Genomic DNA, 25,434 nt, shown 5'->3' on the forward strand with positions numbered 1-25,434 from the left:
GGAGTGACTTGATGTTTCCAGAAAGATTACGTGCCTTACGTAAAGGGCAAAAGATCACATTAAAAGAATTAGCTGAACACCTCAACCAAAACCTCGGCCCCAACGAAAAGCCAAATACCGCTTCACAGATCGGTAACTGGGAACGGGGAATCCGGACGCCATCTTACATTGAAGCCCGCAAGCTTGCCGAGTTTTTTGATGTCAGTCTTGACTACCTTACCGGAAAGTCAGATCGAGATGACTTTGACCTTGCTAAACTATTAATTTCCGCTCGCAATTTGACCTTTAACCAAACTGATATTGGTAGCGACGATCGTTACGAAATTTTCCAGCTGATCGATGGTTATTTAAAGGGACGGAATAACCGTCTTGATACTGACAAATTCTATGGCAAACAAGAACAGCTTAATCTAAAGCTAAAGTGAGGAGTTATTATGAATCCAAAGCAATTAAAGAAGCTTAAGAAGCGCGTTAAAAAGGCCCAGAAAATTCTTCAACAGCCCAAATATATTGAAGAACTTACTCAATATCGTGACTTATTTGATCCCTTTCCGGAAGTTAAATTCTTAATTAATAACGCCTTAGAAAGTGACCGCTTACTTAAAAACGGTCTCTTACCACAACCACTACCCCACCTTCTTCTTCCTGATGACATTCAAGATCAAGTATTTACGTACGTTAACCAGCATTACCCAAAGGGCGATCCTCAGGGTGACGCTTTATGGGATAAATATTCAGCAGCCCTGCCTAAGCTCGATAAAGCTCTTCGCAATTTCCGTGACTACCTTGAAGATACTTATGGCATGTGGTCATACGTCAATGCTCCCTTTGCCAAGGCATTAGCGGAATACTTAAATGGTGAACCAGTTCTCGAAATTATGGCTGGAAACGGCTATATCTCTAAGGGAATCCGGAATAATAACCCTACGGAAAAGATCTTTACTACTGATAGTCAAGCCTGGACAAAGGAGAATGAGACCGGTAAACACCCTGTCACCCAAATTGAAAAGTTAGATGCCATCGAGGCAATTAAAAAATATGGTAATCAGGTTAAATTCGTCATTATGTCTTGGGCACCAGATAAGCAGGAGACCGATTGGGAAGTTCTCCAACTTCTCAGAAAAGATTATCCAGAAATTAACCTTCTCGTAATCGGTGAGAAGAATGGTGCAACTAATTCAAAGACCTTCTGGGATAGTGCCCAATTAAGCCAGGATGAAGCTTTGCAAAGGGTTAACCGGCAACTTCATTCATTCGATTTAATTGACGAGCAAATTTACCTCGCAAAGTAACTAAAGACCGCAAACTTTTAGTGGCGGGTCTTTTTTTGTGTATTCCCTAGTAATTCAAGTTATTATTCGATACAATATTGCAAGTTTGGAATTTTTAAAGAAAGGAAAACTGTCCGGCATTCTGTCGATCAGTAAGGGTTGCATACAATGAAATACCGTCTCCAATCAATTTTATTCGTGTTTGTTGCGTTTATGCTCGGGTGTAATGAATACATGATCGTTGGTGTCCTTCCCGATATTGCACACCAGTACCACGATTCATTATCAACGCTTGGACTGCTCGTAACTGTCTTTGCACTTGTTTATGCTATTTTCACCCCAATTATTACATCACTCGCGAATCGCTGGCGACGACACCATGTTTTGCTCGTCTTAATGGTGGTATTTTTTATCGGTAACACCTGGACCGCCCTTGCTAGCAACTTTATTTCAATGCTCTTCTCACGGGTACTAACAGCTACCGTTGCCGGAGCAATTATTTCAATCGTGTTAGTAATGGCTAGCTTTGTAGCTCCACGAGAAAAGCGGGCTAGTCTGGTTTCCTGGGTTTTTGCCGGCTTTAGTATCGCCTCCGTTATTGGAATTCCAATCGGTACGGTAATCAGTACTACTTTCTCGTGGCACGACAGTTTCTGGATGATTTCTGGCCTAACGATTTTTGTCTTTGTTTCCTTAATTTGGCTGGTTCCAAAAGACACACCACAATTCAAAAGTACTTTAAGCAAGCAATTCACTCTCTTAAAAGATACACGGGTCCTCCTTGGGGTTATCTTTATCGTTACGGTCTGTGCCGCTGATTACACTATCTATACTTATATCCGGCCATTAATCACTAATGAAATGGGCTTTAGTAACACCTGGCTAAACTGGTTGCTGTTCGGTATGGGGATCTTCTTTATCATCGGAAATAAGTTTGGTGGCTACATTGCTGATAATGGCGGGATTCATCGGTTAGGCGGAATTTACATTGCAATGACGATCCTCTACCTCCTCTTTGGACCATTACTTTCATTCAAGTGGGTTGCTATTATCATCGTTGCATTGCTTTGTGTTGCCTTCTCCTCCTATGGTTCCTCAACCCAGCTAATGTTCCTTGACATTGCTGAAAAAGAGTATCCGCAGTCATTAGATCTTGCCTCATCCCTTAACTCAATCTTCGCTAACATCGGGATTTCTCTTGGATCATTCACCGCTTCCCAAGCCGTGGCCTTTTGCCGATGCGCAACTTAGGCTACGTCGGTGCGGTTTATGGCCTTGCCGCAACAATCCTCGTCTTAGTTCTAAGTAAGAAATATACTGGAATGCGTTTTTAAAGATCAACATTCATTTTAATAATAGAAAGAAGCTGACGAAAACCAAAGGATTCGTCAGCTTCTTTCTATTATTAAATATTAAAATATTTTTTAGTGGATAAACGTACAATATGCGAATAACAGAAGAACGAACAAAACAAAGTAACCAAAGAAATACCATTCTCTCATTTCGATCACCCCTCATTATTATTGTAAGCCCTTTCAGCAAAGAAAGCTAGCAATTAGGAAAAAGAAAAAGCGGACCTAGAGCTGCATTAACAACTCTAGGCCCGCTCCGTGTATTGATACTATCTCAGGAAACCAGCCAGTGTCCACTCCGACTATTTCCGGGCACCTCACAATCCGGTGAGTTTTGTGCCCCACATTCGAAATGTCTTATGGTAGCTATTTGGGTTGCTACCAGACCTCTCGACTCATCGCAAAGAATAGTCTAACACGAATGAGCTATTTGCGCAAGTCTTATGCCTCTGCTCGTGCTTCCATCACATCGGCAAGATGCTCAGCAAGCCACTCTTGAAGCCGTTCAACAAGGGGATCAATGTTTCCTGCCAAGTCAGTTTCGTTAGCTAACTCATCGATCCGTAGCCCAGACTTATTTACATCTTTGCTCTCCATTACCATATAGAGATTTACCGGGTAACTAATCTCCTTATCCAAAAGCTTACCGTCTAGCCGTTCAGCTTCTGCCATTGGAATATTGATCAGGTTGGTATCCAGATGAAAAACCACTGGATCACCTTTCTTGACTCTAATAGTGATTTGATACTTTCCTAAATGTCCTGTATCCAGTGCTTCAATCACTGTCTCGATTGCTTTCTTTAACATTGTTTTTTGTTGAACCTTTGACGCGGTTGTCTCATTTTCAGTAATAAGTACCTTGTTTCCAACAACCTGATCTAAATAATCTGCAACTGTTAATTTCATATTCCGTCTCTCCTTACCGGATCAAAAAAATGTGGTTAATCCACCATCCGGAAATGATCAATCAACCACATTTTACTAAAGATCACAGTAAAGCTCAATCAAGCCAATAGATCCGCAATTTGATCCGTTGGAATTCCTGTAATGTATTGCTGGGTACCATTTTCATTTAAAACCTTTGCAATCGCGTCATGGTCATACTTAACTCCCTGAAGCTTGGCCGCTAATTCATTAATATCTTGTGGACCAAAGAAGTCACCATAGAACTTTACATTCTTAATCACACCATCTTTAACATCAAACCGGGCATCGATTGTCCCCATGTCAAAGTGCTTCCGCCGTTTAATGGTAAATTCAGGAGACTTGCCGTAGACCCAGTCCCAGTTGTTATAGTACTGTTCATAAATCTTATCAATTTCCTTTTGATCTTCTGGAGTAACCACGTATTGCTTATCCTTAATCTCATCTAAGCTATCCACGTGGAAGAGTCCCTTAATCAAGTCATCACGGAAGGTTGGCACATCAATGTCCTGATATTCCTTATCAAGGAATGGACGTAAGTTAGTAACCCGTGACCGAACTGACTTAATTCCCTTTGATGCGATCTTATCCTTAGCAACATGGAGGGCATCCGCGACAACGCTCAGATCAACATTTAACATCAATGTACCATGTGAGAATGTCTTGCCATTCCGTGAATACATTGCATTACCAGAAAACTTCTTACCATCAACTAAGATATCATTCCGGCCACTAACTTCTGCAGTCGTTGCCCCCATTTTATGCAAAACATCAACAATTGGTTGGGTAAAGGACTTAAAGTCACCGAATTCTTCACTATCGCTTGGGACAACAAAACTAAAGCAGAGATTGCCGAGATCTTGGTAAACAGCACCACCACCGGAAAGTCGCCGGGTTACCCGAATATTATGCTCCTTAACGTAATCTTGGTTGATTTCTTCAAGAGTATTCTGGTTTCGTCCAACAATGATGCATGGGTCTTCATAGTAAAAAAGCACTAATGGTTCCCGACCAAAATCCTTATCATTCATCAAATACTGTTCGGTTGCCAAGTTCATCCCAATATTGTGGGAAGTCATTGAAACATATCGCATATTAATTGCAACTCCTTTGTGAAGATTCTAACTATTATTAGACTAAATTCGGTAAATTGTCCTTTAATCTACTTTTAAAGTTTAGTCCTATTTGCAACCGTTTTCAATCATGGAAATTAATTTTACTAAAATTATATTTTTATTAACTGCGATTTAAGATAAACATTTATAATTAAAGTAAAGAGTTCGAAAGGAAGTAAGTCCGATGAAGGATATGCAATATCAAAACATCGTTGCGGCAATCGACGGTTCAAAGGCAACCATCCCCGTGTTAACAGCGGCAGTTAAATCTGCACTTCAAAATCATGCCCACCTGGATCTCCTCACGATTGAACAAGTAGGCCAAATTACTGACGGCTATATTACTGACACAACGGTCAGCAGTGAGCAAACCTATAGTTTAGTGGAAGCTACTAAAGAACGGTTAGAAGATCTTAAAATGCGCGCTTGGAAAATGGGGCTTCTTGACGTTAGTATCCACATTCGTTTCGGTAATCCCAAACGGGTCATTGCTGAGGACTTCCCCAAAGATCACCATAGCGATTTAATTGTTATTGGTACCACGGGACTCTCAAGCGTTGAACGGTTTGTTCTTGGTTCAGTTACTAATTACGTTAACCGTAACGCCCTCTGTGATGTTCTTGTTGTTCGGACGGAAGATAATAATTAGGAGGAACTTGTGAAAAAAATTGTCGCAGGAGTTGTCGCCCACGTTGACGCAGGAAAAACAACCCTTTCAGAAGCGCTTCTTTACCGTGGAGGAACGCAACGACAACTAGGACGGGTTGATAATGGAGATTCTTTTCTTGATCCGAACACCCTTGAAAAGCAACGTGGAATCACTATCTTTTCTCATCAAGCAAGTGTCACTTATGACAACCTCCACCTCACCCTGCTTGATACTCCGGGACACGTTGATTTTGCTGGACAAACTGAACAGGTGCTCCCCGTTCTTGACTACGCTATTCTAGTCGTTTCAGCAACTGATGGAATCCAGGGATCTACCCGAACGTTATGGCGACTCCTAGAGAAATACCAAGTTCCAACCTTTATTTTCATCAATAAGACAGACGTCGTTGGTGCTGAACCAGTCAAAGTAGTTCAAGAATTACAGACAGAATTTTCTCCCGCCTGTTTATCATTTTCTGAACCATTAACTGCCGATACAATTGAGGCAATTGCAATGACCGATGATGAGGTTTTAAGTGCTTATCTTGAATCCGGTGAACTTAGCGGTGACGTAATCCAGCAATTAATTAACCAGCGGAAGGTTTTTCCAGTTTATTCTGGTGCAGCCTTGAAATTAACGGGAATTGATGATTTTATTGCTGGTCTTTCTAAATGGACCGTTGAGCCATCACTATCGACAGAATTTCAGGGACGCGTTTTTAAGATTTCTCATGATAACAAGGGAGAACGCCTTACCTGGGTTCGGGTTCTTGGCGGCAGTCTCAAGGCAAAGGAAGAACTCATCCCAAATGAAAAGGCTAATCAATTGCGTGTCTATAATGGTGCTAAGTTTACAGTCGTTCAAGAAATTTCAGCCGGTGACGTCTGTGCAGTTACTGGTCCTACCACAACCTTTCCGGGTCAGGGATTAGGGACTGCTGATGATTTACCACTCAACGAAATTCAACCAGTTCTTAGTTATGCAGTTAACTTAAACGGCACCGATCCCCATAAGTGCTTATTGGCATTACGAGAACTAGAAGACGAAGAACCCCACCTTAATGTTCAATGGTCAGAACACCTTCAGGAAATTCATCTTCAAATCATGGGAGAAGTCCAGCTTGAAACCATTCAGCAACTTCTTGACCAGCGATACGGGATCAGTGTCACCTTTGATGAAGGAAACATTCTTTATCAGGAAATCATTACTTCAAGGGTAATCGGCATTGGGCACTTTGAACCACTGCGGCACTATGCTGAGGTTCACCTTTTAATTGAACCCGGCAATTCAGGAAGTGGCCTATCCTTCGCTAACGAGTGTAGTGTTGATATTCTTAACCATAATTGGCAGGAACAGGTAATGACCAGTTTACGGGATAAGGAACATTGGGGCGTTCTAACTGGTGCGCCGTTAACGGATGTCAAAATCACCCTAGTTAACGGTCGCGGAAGTATTGTTCACTCTGTTGGCGGGGACTTCCGTGAAGCAACTTCTCGGGCCGTTCGTCAAGGATTAATGGAACTTAAACAAGCTGGGAACTGCGAACTCCTTGAGCCTTGGTATCAATTCAGGTTAACTGTTAGCCAGGAACATGTTGGTCGTGCGATTAACGACATTCAGCAGATGGGCGGTACATTCAAGCTTAACGAAAATAATTCCAATTCGTCCACCACCGTTATTACAGGAACTGCTCCAGTAACCGAGATGCGCAAATACGCATCAGTAGTCCGAGCGTATACTCATGGACAAGGGCAGCTTGAATTAACGGTCAGTGGCTACCAAAAGTGTCATAACGCTGATGAGGTTATTACAAAAGCAAACTATAACCCGACCGCTGATTTGCCTAACACTCCAAATTCTGTTTTCTGTGCTCACGGTGCTGGCTATCCTGTTAAATGGGATCAAGTCCCAGCAATGGCACACGTAAAAGATAACTAAAATGAGGTCTGAAAAAACGTTTTGTTTTTTCAGACCCCGTTTTAATTAATTGCTGCTCGCCAATGATGAATTAGCAACCATTCAATTAACTTTAAGCTCCCGGCACACAAAAGCGTTAGCACAACCGTTAACAACGTTCCCCATAGGATTGGTACTACTTGCTGTGACTGGAGGCCTTCAAATAGTAGCTGTCCTAATCCACCAGCATTAATCGTAGCTGCAATTGTGGCAATTCCCATTGTTGAAGCTAAGGCAACCTGAAGTCCGCTAAAAATAGCAGGCGTAGCAAGAGGAAGTTGAACTTTAAAGAAGACTTGCCTCCTTGTCATCCCCATTCCCTTAGCAACTTCAATTAACGCTGGGTCGATCTCCTGAATACCAGTAATGAATGTCCTTAACAGAACGTACTCACAATAAATTGTTAAGACAATAATTGCCGTGCGCATCCCCAAGCCAGAAATAGGCAATAAGAGGGCAAAAAAGGCAAAACTGGGAACTGAATAAAGTAACGAAAAAAAGTAGGTTAAACCATTCAACCAGTTTCTTCTGTACATCAGTAATAAAATAATTACTCCCGCCACTACTAGAGCAATTCCTAAAGAAGTCAGAACCATAACAGCGTGCTGTTGCAAATCAATGATCATCGTTGGCCAATTAGTTTTCCAATACTCAATCATGATATTGCCTCCAGAGCTCTTGATTCTGTTGAACTGTCCCCAAAAGTTCTTTAACGAAAGAAGTTGCGGGATGAGAAATAATCTCTCCTGGTGTTGCAAACTGTTCAATTCGTCCCTCGTGCATTATCATCACTCTTTGCCCCAGGAAAAAGGCTTCATTAATATCGTGGGTGACAAACATGAACGTCTTATTTGCTAGTGATTCGTGGATTTGTTTAACTTCTTTTTGTAATTCAATTCGCGTTAGAGCATCCAATGCCCCAAAAGGTTCGTCAAAAAGAACGTATGGCGGGTTAACAGCTAATGCCCGGGCAACGCCAACTCGTTGCTGTTGCCCACCAGAAAGTTGACTAGGGTATCGATCAGCATATTTTGCTGGATCAAGTTGAACTAAAGCAAGTAATTTCTTCACCCGCTGGTCAATTTTTGGCTGCTCCCAATGCAGCATCTTCGGCACTACCGCAATATTTTCCGCAATCGTCATGTGAGGAAAAAGCCCGATCTGCTGAACAACGTAACCCATATGACGACGTAATTTTACTAGATCAAGATCACTAATTTTTTGACCATCAATCAGAATTTCTCCAGCATTTGGCTTCCAGAGGCCATTAACCATTTTAAGGGTCGTTGTTTTACCGGAACCGGAAGAACCTAGGATTGTCACAAACTCTCCCTGATTGATTTCAAAATTCAAGTCTGGAATTACCACATTTTTGCCAAACCGCTTTTGAACATGTTTAAATTGAATAACTGGCTTCGTCATACCGCCGAGCCCTCCTAATCAAAAAATCAAATCCAACCATCGAAAGCAATGCTAGAATCGCTACACTGACTCCGCCGATAATAACATAGGTCATATCATATAACCCTAATCCGGTAAAAATTAATGTTCCTAAACCACCGGCACCAATATAAGTAGCAAGGGTTGCACTCGCAATGATTTCAACAAGGGCGAGCTTAATTCCGTTCAAGATATAGGGTAAGGCAAGCGGGATCTCTATTTGCCGCCTTAACTGCTGACGATTCATCCCTAAGGCAGTGCCAACTTCCTTATATAACGGACTAACCTCGTTAAAGCCAAGAATTGTATTGATTAATAACGGTGGTAATGCCAAAATGACTAGCGCAATCAATGCTGGCGTCATCCCCGTTCCGATAAACGGGATTAATAAAAAGAGTAACGCTAAACTTGGAATAATTCGCAACACTTGAGAAAAAGCAGTACAAAAAGCGGCTACTGCCCTAATTTGCGAACCAATATACCCCAACGGCAACGCAATTGCCATTGCAATCACCAATGTAATCCCACTAAGATAAATATGCTGCCAAACATATAGCCAGTATTGACCACTGTCCGTTTGAAAATAATGAATAATTTGCGATAACAAAACGTCACTCCCCAATTTCTTTGAAACGACCCATCTACTAATTCAATACGTGCTCGTTATACCAATTTTTCGCTACTGTCTTATAGTTTTGACCATCAACATCAACCTTTTTATTAAGACTAGTCAACTGCTTGGTAGTCAACTTAGCATCAACCTGGTTCAAAGCCTTTTCCATCTTTGGGTGACTCTTGGCTGCCTTCTTATTTACTAGTGGAACAAGATTATATGGCGACCACAGTCCTTTATCATCTTTCAACAAGGTAAACTTACTAGTAGCAAGCTGACCGTCCGTAGTAGAAACCGGTGCTGCATCTCCCTTATTTTGTGACATAATTTTATACTTTAAACTGTCATCGTAATCCTTGTGGGACTTAAAGTTGTATTTCCCGTATTTCTTATTCATCCCTGGTAACGCATCTGCCCGTTTATCAAACTCTCCTTGGGAAACAAACCGAATATGACTAGCATTTTTTTGGAGATCGCTTAACGTCTTAATATTATATTTTTTAGCAACACTTGTCCGCATTCCAATTCCCTGACGATTATCTCCTGGTGCATAATTAAAAGTTACTAGGCCATCTTTCTTTACACCATTCTGTGCTAACGATGCCATCTGTGAAGCACTCTTACCATTAGCGCTTTTCTTTAGGTACGCCTCGACAATTGTTCCAGTATATTCTGGATAAACATCAATCTGCCCAGTCTTCACCGCACGGAAAACAACAGAATTAGAGATATTTGGTTTCCGCACTACCTTATATCCAGCATGTTCTAATGCTAATGCGTAAATTTCACTAACTGTTTTACTTTCCGAAAAGCTCTTAGAACCAACGATAATCGGCTTACTGCTTGCACTGATGGTCATTGGAATACTACTACCAACCAAAATCATTATGCCAAGCAAAGCTAGTCTAGTAATCAACTTCCTTAAACGAGTTGTCATTCTTCTGCCTCCATGATTAGTAACTCAAAAAGTTTCATCGATCAATCTTATAATTCTAAGCTTATATTACTGATAATATGTTGTCAAGAAATACAAATGACTTTCTTCTGGATAATTGTAACATCAGCTGTTACAATTAGTTATACAGAAAAGGAGTAATTAACATGAGAATCTCAACTCGTTTTAGCGATAGTATCCATATTCTCGCTTTTATTGAAACCTACAAGGGTAAATTACCATTAAGTAGCGAGCATATCGCTGCAAGCATTGAAACTTCTCCGGTTGTTGTTCGTCGATTAATGGGAAAACTACGGAGTGCCGGATTGATCAAGACCGTCCATGGATCAGCTGACCCTAAGCTAATGCGCGAGCCAAAAGATATTTCACTCTATAACGTTTTCCTTGCAGTCGAAGATGAACAGCATCTCTTTGCAATTGATCCCAAAACAAATCCCGATTGCATTGTTGGTGGTAACATCCAGGCAACCCTTAACGATTTTTATAATCAGGCAGAAATGGCAGCGAAAGCAAAACTAGCAACAATTTCTTTGCAAGATGTCCTTAACTCAATCCTTGTCAAGCAGAGCGAGAAAGACCCGCAAAAGTTAATAAATAGTAACCTGAAATAAGAAAGCAGGGACTAGAAAACATTTTGTTTTTCTAGTCCCTACTTTCTCTTTTTATTTTTCAATTTTTAAAAGCAACCCGTAAAGCGCTCCAAGAAGGTTGGCCTCATTGCCAAAGTTGGCCGCTTTGATAACTGGCATTGTAATATCAGCCATCAATCGCCGATCCGCTTGTTGGACTTTAATAAACTGGTTTTTAATTTCCTCAATTAAGATTGGCTGAACACTAATTCCACCACCAATGAGAACTACTTCGAGATCAAGGACTGCCTGAAGAGCAACGATTAAATAGGCAACCCGTTGACAATACTCTTCAAAGATTTCCCAAGCAAGCGGATCATGAGCAATAATTTTTTGAAATGCCTGTTGACCATCTGCTGGATCAGGAAGATTGCATGCTTGGGCTATCATTTCAACCATTCTAACCGCTGAAGTAGTAGCCCCCACCGTCCGTTGTTCAATTAACGGATCATCACGATTAGTTACGATCGCGCTTAACTCTCCCGCACGACTATGCGGACCATGAAGAAGTTTTCCATTAACTACGATTCCGCCACCAACCGATGTCCCCAGAGTAATAACCGCACCATTATCAACATCGACCAGGTTTCCTAGCCATTGCTCTGCTAACGTTGCACAATTAGCGTCATTACCAACGTAGACAGGCAACTGAGTCGTCTTTTCAAGATACTGAGCTAACTCAAAGTTTCCCATATAACTCAATACCCCTGTAAATTGAACATTTCCCGTTTGTGGATCAACAATTCCAGGAACGCTCACGCAGACGGCAGCAATTACTGGGTTTTCTTGGATAATTGTTTGCAGAGCCTGCAAAAAACCATCTCTGGAGCGTGGTGTTAGCTGTCTTCCTTTAGTCATAATATTTCCAGAATGATCAATTCGGGCACTTTTGATCGTTGTTCCACCAATATCAATACTTAGGTACTGCCGTTGCATACTCACTAACACCTCACTTCAGTTATCATTAATATTATACACAACTATTTTCCGCAGAGAAGAAAATCAGCTGTTTGAACTAAAATAATCATTTAACCCTCCAGAGTCGGCTAAATAACTAACTCCAGAGGGTTTAATTAATACTCGAACTACTTAATGCCGTTTTAGCATCTCTAACTTAGCCTGATGCTGAGCTTCATGTTTCTCATCGCGTTCAATAAAGAAGTACGATACAGCAGCAAGCACGGCAACAACCACTCCCACAGTGATCGTTTTAATTGTAAAGTTAGTCACCATGTAGCAGGAAATTATTAAGGCAAGCGCGGGAATTACATACTTACCTGGTAATTTAAAGCCATGGTTTGGAAATTCATCAGTATGCTTAAACTTAATTACCGCCAAAATTGACGGAACATATTGAACAAATGAAGCAAGCACAATACAAGATACCAAGAACAGGTAAGATTGCGTTACTAGAAGAAGAGAAATTACTGCGGTTAAAATAATCGCTACCCACGGGGCATCATGAGAATTCTTCTTCCCAATCCACTTTGGTAACATCGCATGTTCACTCGCCAAAGAGGCAATTAAGGATGGCGTATTAAATGAAGCTGTAAAAGCAACCCCAAAAATACTAATCAGCATCCCAGCAATAACTAAAATATATCCCCAGCGACCGACACCTACATTAAAAGCATTCGCAATTGGTGTGCTATAATTTACCATTTTCGTTCCTAAAATCCCAATCGCAACTAGCATCATTAACGAATATAAAATAGTTACACTAATCATTACTGAAACTAGCACCCGTGGAATATTCTTCTCAGGATTATTCATTTGTTTAGCAGCAATCGGAATAAAAGAAAAGCCAGTAAACATATAGAAAACAACACTAAAGGCCGCACCAAAATGTTTGGCTAACGGCATTGCACCAGTCATCGCCGCATGCGGAATAACTGGCGAAAAGTTTGCAAAATGAATGCAAAAGGCACCAATAACAATGAATACGATCATCGTAATCATCTTTGCAGCAGATGATAAGTTATCAACAAATTTTACAATTGTTCTTCCATAAAAATTAATAAGCGAAAAGAACAGAATTAGACCAAATACAGATGAATAATAAACCCAATGATTGCTAAAGATTGGTAAGAAACTCTTCAGCGTTGTCAACAGCGCAACAACTTCTGCTGATAAAGTGCAGCATCCTAAAAACCACGTAAAGATTCCTAACTCATAACCCCAAAAACGGCCAAACGCATTGTATGAATATAGCCAGGCCGCTCCTGATCCTGTAAACCTACTAGAGAGATCCGCGTAACATAGGGCAACCATACTAACGGTAATAGCTGCACAGAGGAGAACAAGCACACTTGCTAAATTCATGTCCTTATAAATCACCTGTGGCAACAGAAAGGCTCCAGAGCCAATAACACCATTAATGCCTAAAAAGTAAATTGAAATAAAAGATAACTTTTTGGGACTCGTTGTTTTTCCACTGATAATCTTCACCCTCAATCTTTTATAACAAAAATAATATCTACACTTAAATTGTACCCTGCTAAAAATTACTTTACAAATCTTTTCGTTCAACTTAAGAGCAAAAAAATAGCCGAAGAAAAACAATCTTTTCTTCAGCTATTTTCAATTTATTAAGTGTTTAATTAGTAATCAACGGTGATTACTTAAGACCCTTCCAAGTCCAGTTAGTAACTTCTGGTAAGTCCTTACCTTCTGAACGGATGTAGTGGTTGTGCTTGTTGATCATGTTGTCCATCTTGGCAACAAATGCAGCACTCTTTTGTTCGTAACCAGGAACGCTTTGGATTGCATCCTTAGCTAAGTGGAAACGATCAAGTTCGTTCAATACACGCATGTCGAATGGAGTGGTGATGTCACCATTTTCTTCGTATGAGTGAATGTGAACGTTCCGGTTTGCACGATCGAAGAACAATGCTTGGATCATGTCACGGAATCCGTGCCATGCAAAGATAACTGGCTTGTCAGTAGTGAAGTAACGGTTGAATTCTGCGTCAGACAAACCTTCTGGGTTCTTGTCTTGCTTCATCAACTTCATGATTTCAATGATGTTGATGTAACGAATCTTCAATTCAGGGAAGTTGTCATGAAGAATGTCAATAGCAGCAAGAGCTTCTTCAGTTGGTTCAGTACCTGCTGATGCAAAGACAACATCTGGTTCGCTACCTTGGTCAGTAGATGCCCAGTTAACGTAGCCAAGACCGTTATCAACTAATTCAGTAGCTTCATCAATGGAGAACCATTGTGCACGTGGGTGCTTGGAAGTTACGAAGATGTTAATGCATTCTTGGTCGTTGAAGGCCTTGTTAGAAACAGCCATCAGAGAGTTAGTATCTGCTGGTAAGTATTCCTTAACAAGATCTGGACGTTCCTTTTCGAACATGTGAGTTAACAGACCTGGATCTTGGTGAGTGTAACCGTTGTGGTCTTGTTGGAATACAGTTGAAGTATCAACAAAGTTCAATGCTGGGTATTGGTGACGCCAGTAAAGATCCTTAGCCTTACGTAACCACTTCATGTGTTGAGTAAGCATTGAGTCAACAACACGACCGAATGCTTCGTAAGTTGCGAAGAATCCGTGACGACCAGTTAAGGTGTAACCTTCAAGGAATCCTTCAGCTTGGTGTTCGGAAAGTTGTGAATCGATCATCCGACCTGCAGGTGCAAGGTTTTCATCGTTTGGTTCATGAATACCTTCCATCCATTGACGCTTGTCATTGTCAAGGAATGCGTAAAGACGGTTTGACTTAGATTCATCAGGACCAAATCCACGGAAGTTGTTAGGGTTCAATTCAGCCATCTTGCTGAGGTACTTACCCCATTCAAGCATGTCTTGCTTTACAACAGAACCTGGTGTTTGAACATCAACAGCGAAGTCCCGGTAGTTTGGCAATACAAGTGGCTTAGGATCGATACCACCGTTAGTGATAGGGTTCATAGCCATCCGACGGTTACCTTCTGGTGTGTTCTCTTCAACAAGAGCAACTGGGTGACCGTTTTCGTCAAACAATTCTTCTGGCTTGTATGACTTCATCCAGTCAACAAGCATGTCCTTGTGTTCCATGTCATCTTGTGATACCGGAATTGGAATTTGGTGAGCACGGAATGAATTTTCGATTGGGTTACCGTTGAGATCCTTAGTAGGACCAGTCCAACCCTTAGGAGCACGGAAGATGATCATTGGCCATTGTGGTAATGAGTCATCGTTGTTTTCACGAGCATTCTTTTGGATAGCCTTGATTTCTTCAATAGCAGTATCCATAGTCTTAGCCATTTGTTCGTGAACTTCCATGTGGTCCTTGTAACCATCAAATTCACCTTCACGATCAGCTTCCTTGTAAGCTGAAACAAAGTAAGGCTTCCAGCCCATACCTTCGAAGTACTTAGTAAGTTCTTCGTCGCTCATCCGTGAAAGGATAGTTGGGTTAGAAATCTTGAAACCGTTAACTTGGATGATTGGTAATACCGCACCATCCTTGATTGGGTTGATGAACTTGTCTGAGAACCATGATGCCATCAATGGACCAGTTTCAGCTTCACCATCACCAATTTCAACAGCGGCGATAACGTCTGGGTTATCCAAGATTGCACCAACACCGTGTGAAAGTGAGTAACCAAGTTCCCCACCTTCGTGGATTGAACCTGGAGTTTCAGGTGCGGCGTGTGATGCAGTACCGCCTGGGAATGAGAAGTGCTTAAATAACTTTGCCATTCCCTTAGTATCTTGAGTATATTCTGGATAAATTTCAGTGTATGAACCATCCAAGTATGAGTTGTTAACCATAACTTGGCCACCGTGACCTGAACCTTCGATGTAGAACATGTCAAGGTCGTACTTCTTAATTACACGGTTTAAGTGTGCGTAAATGAAGTTTTGAGGAACAATAGTACCCCAGTGACCAATTGGCTTAGGCTTAACGTCTTCCGCCTTTAATGGTTGACGTAATAATGGGTCACCCATTAAGAATAATGTACCAACTGAAAGGTAGTTGGCTGCACGCCAGTAAGCATCAACACTTTCCAAGTACTTCTTGGAATCGTAATCTACTGCCATTCTAATAAACACTCCTTCTGAATAAATAAATACGTTCTTGCCGTTAAACAATACGTAAATCATTCAAATTTACATTACTAATAATAACGGATTTAAAATAAAAGTCAACCTTTTAACAAATTGATCCGATCCAATTTATATAATTTGCTTTTACGAATAATTAGCCTACCAAACTAGTGACGAAAAAAGAATCTCGCTTTACACTTATTAATGTAAGTTTAAATAACAATATGGAGGAGTAATTTTGCAACAATTAGGCGCAAACAGTCAGGCGGATATTGGAGACTTTGTAAAGCTTTTCGCTGTAACTACCGTAATGATCCAATCGATCATTAGTTTCTTGATGCAAACCGCCTTACCCACAGGGCAGCAATTCTTACTTGGCGGAATATATGAAGTAGTTAAATTTTCTGCATCTGCTTTTATCTTTGGTATTCTCTTCTCATCGACCCGGACCCATCCCCAGGCTCGGCTATGCGATTATCCTCGGTTTATGATTAACCGTTGGCACATTTTGTTCATCCCCTCAATTCTTTGGACAACGGTCTACCTAGTTTTCTTACCACAACTACAACAACATGGTCACTATCATGACCTAATCAGTTTTGTTTGGCAGTTTATCAGTGGGAATGCTGCCCCACACCTTTGGTACAACGTCATGATGCTTCAATTTATTATTTTAATGCCAATTTTTTGGAGCCTAGCTCGTTGGTGTACGGGGCAACCGCACCGGGGAATTCTCATTTTTAGTCTAACCCTAGCATTTGAACTAACCTGGCATTGGATTTATAAATTAGAAATTTTCCATGGTCCGCAAGCTCAGCAATGGTACTTATTTGATCGAATATTTCCGAGTTTTATTATTTTTGCCGTTAGCGGTACCCTCTTATGGGTTTTCCATGAGTCCCTTTGTTTATTCGTAATGAATCATTGGGGACTGCTGGTTACCATTTGGTGTCTTCTTCTTTACTACGTTACCTTCAATTTTTTTAATTATGGTACACCAGTCAGGCTAGATAATGCTCCTTATTATTTACCATCAATGATTTTCTATAATTTAGCTTCAATTAGTTTAATCGCAACAATTGCGCTGTATATGCAAAAGTTTCACAGCCAATGGTTACCCTTAGTTCATTGGGTGGCGCTCTATGCTCACCGCGCTTACCTTTCCCACGTATTCTGGCTTTACTGGAACTGGAAACTATTAGCTCACTGGACAATTCCGTTAATGATCAAATTTCCACTTCTAATTCTAATGACCGTTTTGTTAGCATTTATTTCCGCCTATGGTTTCCATTGGTTATGGTCAACTATTAAGTACAACTTTCACTTTCGCCACCTAATTAATGGCTAATTTATGTTGTCTTTTTAGAATTTAGCTGGTAATATCTTAAAAGTTATTACCGACGATTAAAATGTAAAGAACGGCAACTCTGATGCTATAGATACGCTAGCATCAGAGTTGCCGTTCTTTACATTTTAATTTTCTTGATCCAAACCTACAAAGGTATCGTACTTCATGTAACGGTAATGAACACGCATATTAGAAACCTCGAATGGCGTCCCATCATCAAGGAAGAAAACCCCTTCCATAATGGCAACCGGTTCAGTTGGCTTTAATTTAAGCAGTCGCTGGTCATCTGCCTTTGATGGGGCAACACTAATCGACATAAAGGATTTTGTAACTCGCTTTCCCTTGGCAGTTTCCAGATAATTAAAAATCGAACTCTTAACAATGTCTGGTGAAAGGGTTGGAATGATCTTAATTGGAATATAACCGGTTTCGATAATAAAAGGTTGATCATCAATTAAGCGAAGTCGTTTAACCTTGTAGACAAAATCATTATCTTCAAGGAAAAGGTCCTGCTGAAGATCTTTACTTGCGGGAATGACCTGATAGTCCATTAATTTGATACTCTGCTTCTTGTCACCAAACTTAAAACTGTCGGTAACCCCCAAGTTACTTCCTTCATAGCGGAATAGTGACCGGTTCTTTAGGTATAAGGGATTAATAAACGTTCCAGATCCCCGTTTTTTGAAAATAATCCCCTGCTGAGCTAAAACACCAAGTGCGCGTTTGATCGAACTACGGCTCACCTTATAGCTTGCACTAAGACTCCGCTCATCAGGCAATTTCATTCCTGGATATTGATTTGCTAAGATTTTTTGTTTTATATCACTCATTACTGAGCGGTATACTAAATCTGCCATGTCATTTACTCCTCGGATTATTTGATAGACGATTAATTCTATTTCTAGTATAGCAGACCTATTTAAAATTGGGATCTATTTCAATAAAAATTGGTTCGTCCCAGAAAAAAGGAGCTTAAGATTTATGAGTAAAAAGAAAAAAAGTAAAATGAAGAAAACCCAGGTTGAACAAATCCTGGATAAAAATAACATTCCATATGAACAAGCAGAATTTCCTACCCACCAAGATGGTGACGTCCGAACAATGAGTGTTGATCATTCCGGTGTTGATGAACACCACATTTATAAGACACTGGTGCTTTCCGGTAACGTTACTGGTCCCCTTGTTGGCGTGGTTCCGGTAGATCAGCACCTTGATGAAAAGAAACTTGCTAAGGTTTCTGGAAATAAAAAGGTAAATATGGTGCCGTTAAAAAACCTCTTGAAGACTACGGGATATGTCCACGGTGCCAATACCCCAATTGGTATTTACGAAAAGTTCCAGTACCCAATTTTCATTGATAATGAGGCAAAAGAACAAGGCGAGATTTACGTTTCATCTGGCAAGCTTGGTCGTTCGGTTAAATTAAATTCAGAGGACTTAGCTAAACTGGTTCACGCTGAATTTGCTGATCTTGAACAACATTCTTAACATTGTTAACTTAATCAATATAATCGGTTCTCGTTAAGCTAACTTATGCACTCAAATTGATAACCGGTATCAAGAAGCTTAAAATGATAATGACCAATTTTTTATGTTTTATCTAGAAAGGTCTTGAAATAGATGAAGAAAAATTTATCTGCTTGTACCACCGTCCTGGTTGGTAAGGACGCTACAATTGACGGCTCAACAATGGCAGCCAGAAATGACGATACGTTTGGTCCATTAACACCCCAACGGTTCGTCACTTATCCTGCTTACCATAATCACCCTAATCAAGTAAAAGCATACTTAAATAAGTGTGTTGTTGATCGGCCAGCTGACGGATATCGGTACCAAGGAACTCCAAACGTTAATTACAAGACTGAGGGAGTTTTTGATGAAAGCGGCTTTAACGAAAAAAATGTTGGAATGAGCGCCACTGAAAGTGTTTATGCTAACGAACGAGTTTTGGCATGTGATCCGCTAAATACTGAATCTGGCATTAATGAAGACCTAATCGTTGCCGCAACGCTTCCATTTATTGACAGTGCTAAAGATGGTGTTAAGTACCTCGGTCAATTGATTGCAAAGTATGGTTCCGCAGAAGGAAACGGGGTTATTTTTAGTGATAAAAATGATGTTTGGTACATGGAAATCGTTACCGGTCATCACTGGGTTGCTGAACGAATCCCAGATGATGCTTATGCAGTAACTGGCAATCGGGTTGCCATTCAACAAGTGGACTTCAACGATCATGATAACTTTATGTGGTCAGAAGATATTCAAGAATTTGTTGAAAAGAATCATCTTAACCCCGATAAATACGGTTGGGATTTCCGGCACATCTTTGGAACGGCCGACGTATTCGATCAGCACTACAATACACCACGGCAATGGTACGGTCATAAGGTCCTCAATCCAAGTGTCGAACAGGATCCACTTGATTTTGATCTTCCATTCATTATGCGAACCAACCACCGGATTACTTTGGCAGATGTGCAAAAGATTTTGAGCAGCCACTATCAAGGCACTCCATATGATCCACTAGGTCACGGTACCGAAGAACAAAAGCACTTGTTCCGGCCAATTTCTCTTAACCGGACACAAAACTCCCACGTCCTTCAAGTACGGAATGATCTACCAGAAGCTTCCTCTACCATTATGTGGATGAGTTTTGGTATTCCAACCTTCACCCCTTATATTCCATTCTTTGGTAACGCAGATGATATTGATGTCAGCTACCGTGAAACACCAAAGAAGCTTAATATGGATCTAAAGAGTGCTTACTGGATGTATCGAGCACTTTCAATGATTGTTGAAGCTCATCACGCTGAATTTACTCAGGATGACCTTAACTACTTAAAGGACTCACGTGAATATCTTTACCGGTGGGTCAATCAGGTTGCGCCAAAGGTTGAAGGGATGAGTGATAACGATGCTTGTGCCTACCTCAGTGAAGAAACCCACAAGATGGTTGCGGAAATGGCAAAACGGACTAAAGAGTTAATGAGTAACTTAATTATGCATGGTCTTGAGCTTTCTAAATTAACATTTATTATGGATAAGAATCTGTAGCATATTCAAAAATAAGATGAAGCCGAGAAAAAACAAGACGTTTTTTCTCGGCTTCTTACTATTACCAGTAATTTCCGAAACTACTGAGTCTAATTGTGGGAATCCAAATAGGCTCATTTCGTTTCGTAACCCGAGCCTTCGAGTCTAACGCAGCGGAGCAAGCCTATTTGGCTACGAACGACTCTGATGAATTTATCATCATTCGTCGTTCTAGGTTAGTCCACCAGGCTCTTAAATGGGTTAATTCCCAGCTTCAGCTTATTTTGTTCCATGTGAAACGGTTCTACTTTCTTCATCAGTCGCTAACTATATAATCTGCTAAAATGAAGGTAACTATTTTATTGGAAGGACTGACAATGATGGTTATGCCAATGCTAGGGTTAAAGGGAAGTAGTGATCAGCGGCAGATTGACGATCGCCTTCAATATCACCCTGACGTATATGAATTTTATACAAGTGCTGCTGACTTTACACCTGAAGGGTATCAACAGCTTGATGAAGCAGTTCAATATGTTCAGTCAAAGGGAATTCAAAGGATTGTTATTCACCACCCAATGGTCTACCACGAGTGGCACTCAGAGGTTGTTGCACCCGAAAAAAACTTTCCCGAGCTTTATCGTTTCATTGAAACATCAACTGAACAATTAATTGATCTAGCCAAAAAGCGAGATATCCAAGTGCTAGTCCACGGTGGCTATGCTGGTAAAGAAGTTCAGGAAATGGTTAACCTTTATTCAAGCACAGAAGAAGCTCGTCAAGCAGTTTATAAGCGGTTAGATCGCTTTGCGAAGGCTGGCGGTCGTCATATTATGTTCGAAAATTCAATCGCACCAGTATTTGCGTACGGCCATCCCGAACAAGAAGACGAGATACTAAGTCATGGCTACCGACTAGCATTCGATACTTCACACTGTTTCATTGAGATGCATGGTGATAATCACGCACTGCAGGCATCGCTTAAGCATCTGCGTGATCACGTTGTCCACTACCACCTTGTAGATTCAATGGGACAAACACATGATAGTCTGCAGCTAGGTAAGGGAAAGATTGATTGGGCTCCTGTACTAAAGCTACTGAACCCAGATGCTAGCAGCATCTACGAAATTAACCTTCGCGATCAATGGAATTGTCATGAACAGGTTGAAAGTCACCGTTATCTTACCACCATCGCTAAAAAACTAATGCAAGGAGAATAGTGTGAAAGTTAAAATTCAAAAAAACCACCTATCATTAATAATTGCTCTTTTTTGCCTGTACCTGGCAGTAAGGTACTGGCCCACAGTGGCTAAATTAATTGGGTCAGTTACTCGTGCCGCGATGCCGCTCTTAATTGGCGGAATTATCGCATATATTGTTAACCTTCTTCTCAATCAGTACGAGCATCTTTATTCCAGAACGTTTAAAACAAAGCGGGCTCAAAAATACCGACGATTATTCGGGATTGTCCTTTCCTACCTAACAATTATTCTGATCCTAGTGATCGTCTCATCGTTAGTAATTCCGGAACTTATTTCCTGTATTAAATTACTAGTAGCTAATCATGGACAAGTTGTTAACCGTTTCGTAAGGTTTATTGAACACAATAAGGATCTAAATACCTTATGGAATAGTTTTGATTTAGAAAAGATTAAATGGAATCAGGTTGGCAAATACCTTACTACTGGTTTTGGCGGGACTTTTAAGGCAATCATTTCAACTGCATCATCGGTATTTTCAACTGTTGCGACTGCAGTGGTTGCTCTCTTTTTCTCCATTTACCTTCTAATTTATAAGGAAACTCTAAGCCGCCAAATAAAACGGCTTATTAATGCCTACCTTCCTCGGTTAGGCAAGCATATCTTCTACGTTACCAAGGTTTTTAATGATAGCTACAGCAGTTACATTGTTGGTCAATGTAAAGATGCCGCTATTTTGGGAATTTTCTGTTTTATTGGGATGAGTGTTCTCCGAATGCCATACGCGTCAATGATTGGCGTGGTAACGGCGATTGGCGCCCTAATCCCCATTATTGGCGCAATTCTTGGTGCCGGAATTGGTGTAATTATTATCTTCGCAGTTTCTCCAATTCAAGCAGGAATATTTTTAATCTTTATTATCATCCTCCAACAGCTTGATAACCGAATTACCTACCCGCTAGTTGTCGGAAAATCAATTGGCCTGCCTAGCGTTTGGGTCTTTGCCGCAGTTATTATTGGTGGTGGAATTTACGGTATTTTAGGAATGATGTTTACCGTACCGTTATTCGCTGCTATTTATAAAATTATTAAGACAGATACCCATAAACGCTTAGCAACTGAATAATTTAATGGGAGAGTTCCTCTGGAGTCACACATGACTCTGGATTAACTCTCCCATATTTTTATTCTTTTTCTGTTTTGTTATTATCCGCTATTATTTCTAGCAGGTATCGAGCCTTCAACCCAGCCAGAACAGCGTCAATTCCTAGAACCATTAATTGTTCATTTGACGAGTTGAAATTAGGGTTAGCTGGGATCGGCTCATTTCTTAACCGCGCATTAAGGACTTCCACAAACCGGTTATAAGCTTGCTTAGGATAATCCTTGGTGGTGACTTGAAGAATTCCTTGTCGAATATCATTAATCGTAAAAGTGTTTTTGAAAAAACCAATCAGCAATAAGTCAACGATTTGATTAACTGCATACTTTTTCTTAATTGGTGCCTGAATTGTTTTCTTTTTTACATAGTTGTTAATCATTGACTTAGTAAGGGGTTCCATCCCCAAACTCGTTAAATACTCATTAATTACTGCTGCCACTTGATCAACATATAATCCCAAGCTTGGTAATTCTTCCCATTTTGGAAAATGCATCCGGGAGATCCCATTCTCCCAGCGTTTAAATTCTGTTAAGTTTGTCATTGTTGACCTCCCTCGCTATTAACAATCCCAATTGACTGATTAAGGTAGCGGTTGGTTTCAAGAACCGTTTGGAAAATCGAGACTAGTTGGTTTATTCCTAGTTTATCGCCAGTCATCGGTTGACCTTCACCAACAACTGAAACACTTGTATTCATCAACGTCAATGGAGGAATACGGAAAATCGTATACGGGATCTCAAACTCATCAATCATCTTAATAGCATATTGATGCGCCATTATCATTGAACGTGCATCCTTACCATACCACTTCTCTACTTGCTCCAGTGAAGCATCGTCTGCTGTTCCGGGAATGCTTAACATGATAATTTTTATTGGTAAAAACGTGCTCTGATCTATTAAATCGGCTAATTCTTGAACTTCGTCATCCACGTACTCGCTTGGTTTTGGTAACCAGCATAGAATATCTCCTGATTGAAATTGAACCTTGAAGTTTGTTGATACAATGGCATCCGGCACCTTCTTCATAATTTTAAGTGCCAATTCATCCTCCCGGTTATCAACCAGTACTACTCTACCCACATGCATTCCTCCTTAAACATTTACCAAGTCATCAGTTCATCCTCCACCGTTGCGTCTTCAATTCGAACATCAGTAATTGTACTCTGCTCTAGAAGCGGCAGTAAGACTTGAATATTACCGGTGAAAAGAAAGCGTGTTTCTTTCGGGGCTTCCTCTAACATATGAGCTCCTAACTTTACCGCGTTTTCAACCGGAAAACCTGTTCCAATTATTGTTACTACACAGTCAACACTATCCAGCATTTCAACATTACGAGCAGATGTAAGATGACTCCCTTCAAAATAATAAATTATTTTAGAAAAACGCATCAATGTTGAAACGTCCTGGCTTGTAAAAATGACTAATGAGTCAGTCTTTTTAGTATAGTCAGCAACAAGGTCACTCATTGTTAGGCGACTATCTTCATCAAGACCATCAAAGGCATTATCAAGAAGAACAATCGGTCGACACCAAGAAAGGAGGAGCACAATTCGAAGCTTTTGCTGTTCGTCAGGAGTTAAGTCAGCAATTCGTCTTCCTGGAACAATGCCAAGTGATTCAAGCATTTGGTTAGTCTGATCAACAGTCAAAACATTTTGGTGGTGCTTAAGGGAATTCTTTACTGCTTTTAAAACAGTTTTCCCTTTCAGCTCAACATCATCAAAATGAGCTACTAGCGAGTTGCCGTGGCGACGATTTACTTTTCCCAATGGCTCACCGTTTACAAGTACTGCTCCCTCTTCAATGCTTCCCTGAGCATCTAAGAGTTGCTTTAATGCTGTTATCGCACCATTATCATTACTACAAAAAGCAATCACTTGTGGTGAAGTCAATTCTAATGAAACATTTTCAAGCTGATCCCCAGACTTAGCATCGAATGTTAAGTTATCTAAAACAATACTACTCAAATCGAGTCCTCCCAAATTAAGAAACATTATAGATTAATTTTATCATGTAATTATATAAATAGACTATGTCATCGGTTTAAAATGATTTTTATATTTTACTAATTACTGATTACTTCAATATTTCTTAGGCTATTTTTTAGAGCTTAATGAATTTCACCATCATTTACAATACTATTAGCAATCCTTAACAATAAAATAATTTATACTGTTATTTATCGCCCTATTCATCTAAAATAGATTAAGAATCAATTACGTTATAATAGAAAGAGGATCTCAAATGACATCAATGAACATTATTTATATCTCCATTGAGGGAAATACGCGTTCATTTCTTAGTCGTATGGAAACATACGCTAAGCAACAACATAGTTTTAATCCCAGCAGCCCACTACTAAACCTTAAGGAAATCACTGACCAAACAGAACCAGCTAATGAGCAAGAACCATTCTTTGTTTTTGTTCCGACATACTTAGATGGTGGCGATGGTATTACTTCCGGCTTTACAGAAATTATGACCACCGCTCTAGGCGAATACATTGCTTATGGCGACAACGCTAAGAAGTGTCTCGGAATTGTCGGCAGCGGTAACCGAAACTTCAACGAGCAATACTGCCTAACTGCAAGAAAGTACGCTAAGCAATTTGATGCTCCTTTCCTTGCTGATTATGAACTTCGCGGAACCTCTCAAGATATCGAGGTTATCTACGATCGTCTTGCAAAGAGATGGAATGAAAAATAAAGTGTGATCGATAAAAAATAAGAGGATGGGAAAAAACTAAGCGTTTTTTC

Annotated in this window: 24 protein-coding genes and 1 pseudogene; 12 read left to right on the forward strand and 13 right to left on the reverse strand. The window is 40.4% G+C overall.

The window, feature by feature from the left end; all coding sequences use genetic code 11:
- Positions 1 to 11: 11 nt before the first annotated feature.
- From HUK49_RS02605 to HUK49_RS02615, 3 genes and pseudogenes are all read left to right on the forward strand, one after another.
- Positions 12 to 425, forward strand: coding sequence for a helix-turn-helix domain-containing protein (locus HUK49_RS02605; RefSeq protein WP_102168395.1), 414 nt, complete (start codon positions 12 to 14; stop codon positions 423 to 425).
- A gap of 9 nt (positions 426 to 434) precedes the next feature.
- The gene (locus HUK49_RS02610) at positions 435 to 1,292 is read left to right on the forward strand and encodes an SAM-dependent methyltransferase (RefSeq protein ID WP_191912546.1); all 858 of its coding nucleotides are present in this window, start codon (positions 435 to 437) and stop codon (positions 1,290 to 1,292) included.
- Positions 1,293 to 1,439: 147 nt separating this feature from the next.
- Positions 1,440 to 2,605 (forward strand): annotated as a pseudogene (locus tag HUK49_RS02615) (MFS transporter).
- A 459-nt stretch (positions 2,606 to 3,064) separates the two neighbouring features.
- On the opposite strand, the gene HUK49_RS02620 reads toward HUK49_RS02615, so the two are convergent.
- Both HUK49_RS02620 and HUK49_RS02625 read right to left on the reverse strand, forming a co-directional pair.
- Positions 3,065 to 3,529, reverse strand: a complete 465-nt coding sequence (locus tag HUK49_RS02620) for a hypothetical protein (protein WP_191912547.1) — start codon at positions 3,527 to 3,529, stop codon at positions 3,065 to 3,067.
- 98 nt (positions 3,530 to 3,627) lie between these two features.
- Positions 3,628 to 4,641 carry a lipoate--protein ligase gene (locus tag HUK49_RS02625; RefSeq protein ID WP_191912548.1) on the reverse strand — a complete coding sequence of 338 codons (1,014 nt, stop codon included), beginning with the start codon at positions 4,639 to 4,641 and terminating at the stop codon, positions 3,628 to 3,630.
- Between the two features lie 205 nt (positions 4,642 to 4,846).
- Between HUK49_RS02625 and HUK49_RS02630 the strand changes: the two genes are divergently transcribed.
- A complete protein-coding gene (locus HUK49_RS02630; RefSeq protein WP_191912549.1) occupies positions 4,847 to 5,311 on the forward strand; it encodes a universal stress protein in 465 nt (154 codons plus the stop codon).
- A gap of 9 nt (positions 5,312 to 5,320) precedes the next feature.
- Positions 5,321 to 7,249, forward strand: coding sequence for a GTP-binding protein (locus HUK49_RS02635; RefSeq protein ID WP_191912550.1), 1,929 nt, complete (start codon positions 5,321 to 5,323; stop codon positions 7,247 to 7,249).
- Between the two features lie 41 nt (positions 7,250 to 7,290).
- On the opposite strand, the gene HUK49_RS02640 is transcribed toward HUK49_RS02635, so the two are convergent.
- The 4 genes from HUK49_RS02640 to HUK49_RS02655 are packed head-to-tail and all read right to left on the reverse strand — an operon-like array spanning position 7,291 to position 10,257.
- Positions 7,291 to 7,926, reverse strand: coding sequence for an ABC transporter permease (locus HUK49_RS02640; protein WP_102168402.1), 636 nt, complete (start codon positions 7,924 to 7,926; stop codon positions 7,291 to 7,293).
- Entirely contained in the window at positions 7,919 to 8,689 is a 771-nt protein-coding gene (locus HUK49_RS02645) for an ABC transporter ATP-binding protein (RefSeq protein WP_102168403.1), read from the reverse strand. Before HUK49_RS02645 ends, HUK49_RS02640 begins: the two co-directional genes overlap by 8 nt.
- Positions 8,664 to 9,329, reverse strand: coding sequence for an ABC transporter permease (locus HUK49_RS02650; RefSeq protein ID WP_191912551.1), 666 nt, complete (start codon positions 9,327 to 9,329; stop codon positions 8,664 to 8,666). The genes HUK49_RS02645 and HUK49_RS02650 overlap by 26 nt, the downstream gene beginning before the upstream one ends.
- Positions 9,330 to 9,351: 22 nt before the next feature.
- The gene (locus tag HUK49_RS02655; RefSeq protein ID WP_102168405.1) at positions 9,352 to 10,257 is read right to left on the reverse strand and encodes a glycine betaine ABC transporter substrate-binding protein; all 906 of its coding nucleotides are present in this window, start codon (positions 10,255 to 10,257) and stop codon (positions 9,352 to 9,354) included.
- 164 nt (positions 10,258 to 10,421) lie between these two features.
- Here HUK49_RS02655 and HUK49_RS02660 point away from each other — a divergent pair, with 164 nt between their 5' ends.
- On the forward strand, positions 10,422 to 10,886 hold the full coding sequence (locus HUK49_RS02660; protein ID WP_191912552.1) for an Rrf2 family transcriptional regulator: 465 nt from the start codon (positions 10,422 to 10,424) through the stop codon (positions 10,884 to 10,886).
- Positions 10,887 to 10,937: 51 nt separating this feature from the next.
- On the opposite strand, the gene HUK49_RS02665 is transcribed toward HUK49_RS02660, so the two are convergent.
- The 3 genes from HUK49_RS02665 to HUK49_RS02675 all read right to left on the reverse strand — a co-directional run bounded on the left by HUK49_RS02665 (position 10,938) and on the right by HUK49_RS02675 (position 15,933).
- Positions 10,938 to 11,840, reverse strand: a complete 903-nt coding sequence (locus HUK49_RS02665; RefSeq protein ID WP_191912566.1) for an ROK family protein — start codon at positions 11,838 to 11,840, stop codon at positions 10,938 to 10,940.
- A 153-nt stretch (positions 11,841 to 11,993) separates the two neighbouring features.
- Complete coding sequence (locus HUK49_RS02670) at positions 11,994 to 13,352, reverse strand: APC family permease (RefSeq protein WP_191912553.1); 1,359 nt, start codon at positions 13,350 to 13,352, stop codon at positions 11,994 to 11,996.
- A 169-nt stretch (positions 13,353 to 13,521) separates the two neighbouring features.
- Entirely contained in the window at positions 13,522 to 15,933 is a 2,412-nt protein-coding gene (locus HUK49_RS02675) for a phosphoketolase family protein (RefSeq protein ID WP_102169542.1), read from the reverse strand.
- Between the two features lie 244 nt (positions 15,934 to 16,177).
- Between HUK49_RS02675 and HUK49_RS02680 the strand changes: the two genes are divergently transcribed.
- Positions 16,178 to 17,287: an acyltransferase family protein gene (locus HUK49_RS02680; protein WP_178696398.1), complete on the forward strand. Its 1,110-nt coding sequence runs from the start codon at positions 16,178 to 16,180 to the stop codon at positions 17,285 to 17,287.
- 125 nt (positions 17,288 to 17,412) lie between these two features.
- Here the strand turns inward: HUK49_RS02680 and HUK49_RS02685 are convergent, their stop codons facing one another.
- Positions 17,413 to 18,144, reverse strand: a complete 732-nt coding sequence (locus HUK49_RS02685) for a GntR family transcriptional regulator (RefSeq protein WP_191912554.1) — start codon at positions 18,142 to 18,144, stop codon at positions 17,413 to 17,415.
- A gap of 124 nt (positions 18,145 to 18,268) precedes the next feature.
- Between HUK49_RS02685 and ybaK the strand changes: the two genes are divergently transcribed.
- From ybaK to HUK49_RS02705, 4 genes are all read left to right on the forward strand, one after another.
- Entirely contained in the window at positions 18,269 to 18,775 is a 507-nt protein-coding gene (gene ybaK / locus HUK49_RS02690; RefSeq protein WP_102169544.1) for a Cys-tRNA(Pro) deacylase, read from the forward strand.
- A 132-nt stretch (positions 18,776 to 18,907) separates the two neighbouring features.
- A complete protein-coding gene (locus HUK49_RS02695; protein ID WP_191912555.1) occupies positions 18,908 to 20,341 on the forward strand; it encodes a C69 family dipeptidase in 1,434 nt (477 codons plus the stop codon).
- Between the two features lie 359 nt (positions 20,342 to 20,700).
- Positions 20,701 to 21,537 carry a TIM barrel protein gene (locus HUK49_RS02700; RefSeq protein WP_191912567.1) on the forward strand — a complete coding sequence of 279 codons (837 nt, stop codon included), beginning with the start codon at positions 20,701 to 20,703 and terminating at the stop codon, positions 21,535 to 21,537.
- Between the two features lies 1 nt (position 21,538).
- Complete coding sequence (locus HUK49_RS02705; RefSeq protein WP_191912556.1) at positions 21,539 to 22,642, forward strand: AI-2E family transporter; 1,104 nt, start codon at positions 21,539 to 21,541, stop codon at positions 22,640 to 22,642.
- A 58-nt stretch (positions 22,643 to 22,700) separates the two neighbouring features.
- Here the strand turns inward: HUK49_RS02705 and HUK49_RS02710 are convergent, their stop codons facing one another.
- The 3 genes from HUK49_RS02710 to HUK49_RS02720 are packed head-to-tail and all read right to left on the reverse strand — an operon-like array spanning position 22,701 to position 24,645.
- Entirely contained in the window at positions 22,701 to 23,219 is a 519-nt protein-coding gene (locus tag HUK49_RS02710) for a DUF1836 domain-containing protein (protein WP_191912557.1), read from the reverse strand.
- On the reverse strand, positions 23,216 to 23,758 hold the full coding sequence (locus HUK49_RS02715) for a saccharopine dehydrogenase related protein (RefSeq protein WP_191912558.1): 543 nt from the start codon (positions 23,756 to 23,758) through the stop codon (positions 23,216 to 23,218). The genes HUK49_RS02710 and HUK49_RS02715 overlap by 4 nt, the downstream gene beginning before the upstream one ends.
- 20 nt (positions 23,759 to 23,778) lie before the next feature.
- Positions 23,779 to 24,645 (reverse strand): ATP-binding cassette domain-containing protein, encoded by an 867-nt coding sequence (locus tag HUK49_RS02720; RefSeq protein WP_191912559.1) that lies wholly within the window; start codon positions 24,643 to 24,645, stop codon positions 23,779 to 23,781.
- 277 nt (positions 24,646 to 24,922) lie between these two features.
- On the opposite strand from HUK49_RS02720, the gene nrdI reads away from it, so the two are divergent.
- Positions 24,923 to 25,384: a class Ib ribonucleoside-diphosphate reductase assembly flavoprotein NrdI gene (gene nrdI, locus HUK49_RS02725; protein WP_102169550.1), complete on the forward strand. Its 462-nt coding sequence runs from the start codon at positions 24,923 to 24,925 to the stop codon at positions 25,382 to 25,384.
- Positions 25,385 to 25,434: the final 50 nt, after the last annotated feature.

The sequence above is a fragment of the Limosilactobacillus portuensis genome (assembly GCF_014838735.1).
Classification (GTDB): domain Bacteria; phylum Bacillota; class Bacilli; order Lactobacillales; family Lactobacillaceae; genus Limosilactobacillus; species Limosilactobacillus portuensis.

What these genes read in the sequence shown, in the direction of transcription:
- HUK49_RS02605 (WP_102168395.1), top strand. Translation starts at nt 12, where the DNA reads ATGTTTCCAGAAAGATTACGTGCCTTACGTAAAGGGCAAAAGATCACA.
- HUK49_RS02610 (WP_191912546.1), top strand. Translation starts at nt 435, where the DNA reads ATGAATCCAAAGCAATTAAAGAAGCTTAAGAAGCGCGTTAAAAAGGCC.
- HUK49_RS02620 (WP_191912547.1), bottom strand. Translation starts at nt 3,529, where the DNA reads ATGAAATTAACAGTTGCAGATTATTTAGATCAGGTTGTTGGAAACAAG.
- HUK49_RS02625 (WP_191912548.1), bottom strand. Translation starts at nt 4,641, where the DNA reads ATGCGATATGTTTCAATGACTTCCCACAATATTGGGATGAACTTGGCA.
- HUK49_RS02630 (WP_191912549.1), top strand. Translation starts at nt 4,847, where the DNA reads ATGAAGGATATGCAATATCAAAACATCGTTGCGGCAATCGACGGTTCA.
- HUK49_RS02640 (WP_102168402.1), bottom strand. Translation starts at nt 7,926, where the DNA reads ATGATTGAGTATTGGAAAACTAATTGGCCAACGATGATCATTGATTTG.
- HUK49_RS02645 (WP_102168403.1), bottom strand. Translation starts at nt 8,689, where the DNA reads ATGACGAAGCCAGTTATTCAATTTAAACATGTTCAAAAGCGGTTTGGC.
- HUK49_RS02655 (WP_102168405.1), bottom strand. Translation starts at nt 10,257, where the DNA reads ATGACAACTCGTTTAAGGAAGTTGATTACTAGACTAGCTTTGCTTGGC.
- HUK49_RS02660 (WP_191912552.1), top strand. Translation starts at nt 10,422, where the DNA reads ATGAGAATCTCAACTCGTTTTAGCGATAGTATCCATATTCTCGCTTTT.
- HUK49_RS02665 (WP_191912566.1), bottom strand. Translation starts at nt 11,840, where the DNA reads ATGCAACGGCAGTACCTAAGTATTGATATTGGTGGAACAACGATCAAA.
- HUK49_RS02675 (WP_102169542.1), bottom strand. Translation starts at nt 15,933, where the DNA reads ATGGCAGTAGATTACGATTCCAAGAAGTACTTGGAAAGTGTTGATGCT.
- HUK49_RS02685 (WP_191912554.1), bottom strand. Translation starts at nt 18,144, where the DNA reads ATGGCAGATTTAGTATACCGCTCAGTAATGAGTGATATAAAACAAAAA.
- ybaK (WP_102169544.1), top strand. Translation starts at nt 18,269, where the DNA reads ATGAGTAAAAAGAAAAAAAGTAAAATGAAGAAAACCCAGGTTGAACAA.
- HUK49_RS02695 (WP_191912555.1), top strand. Translation starts at nt 18,908, where the DNA reads ATGAAGAAAAATTTATCTGCTTGTACCACCGTCCTGGTTGGTAAGGAC.
- HUK49_RS02700 (WP_191912567.1), top strand. Translation starts at nt 20,701, where the DNA reads ATGGTTATGCCAATGCTAGGGTTAAAGGGAAGTAGTGATCAGCGGCAG.
- HUK49_RS02710 (WP_191912557.1), bottom strand. Translation starts at nt 23,219, where the DNA reads ATGACAAACTTAACAGAATTTAAACGCTGGGAGAATGGGATCTCCCGG.
- nrdI (WP_102169550.1), top strand. Translation starts at nt 24,923, where the DNA reads ATGACATCAATGAACATTATTTATATCTCCATTGAGGGAAATACGCGT.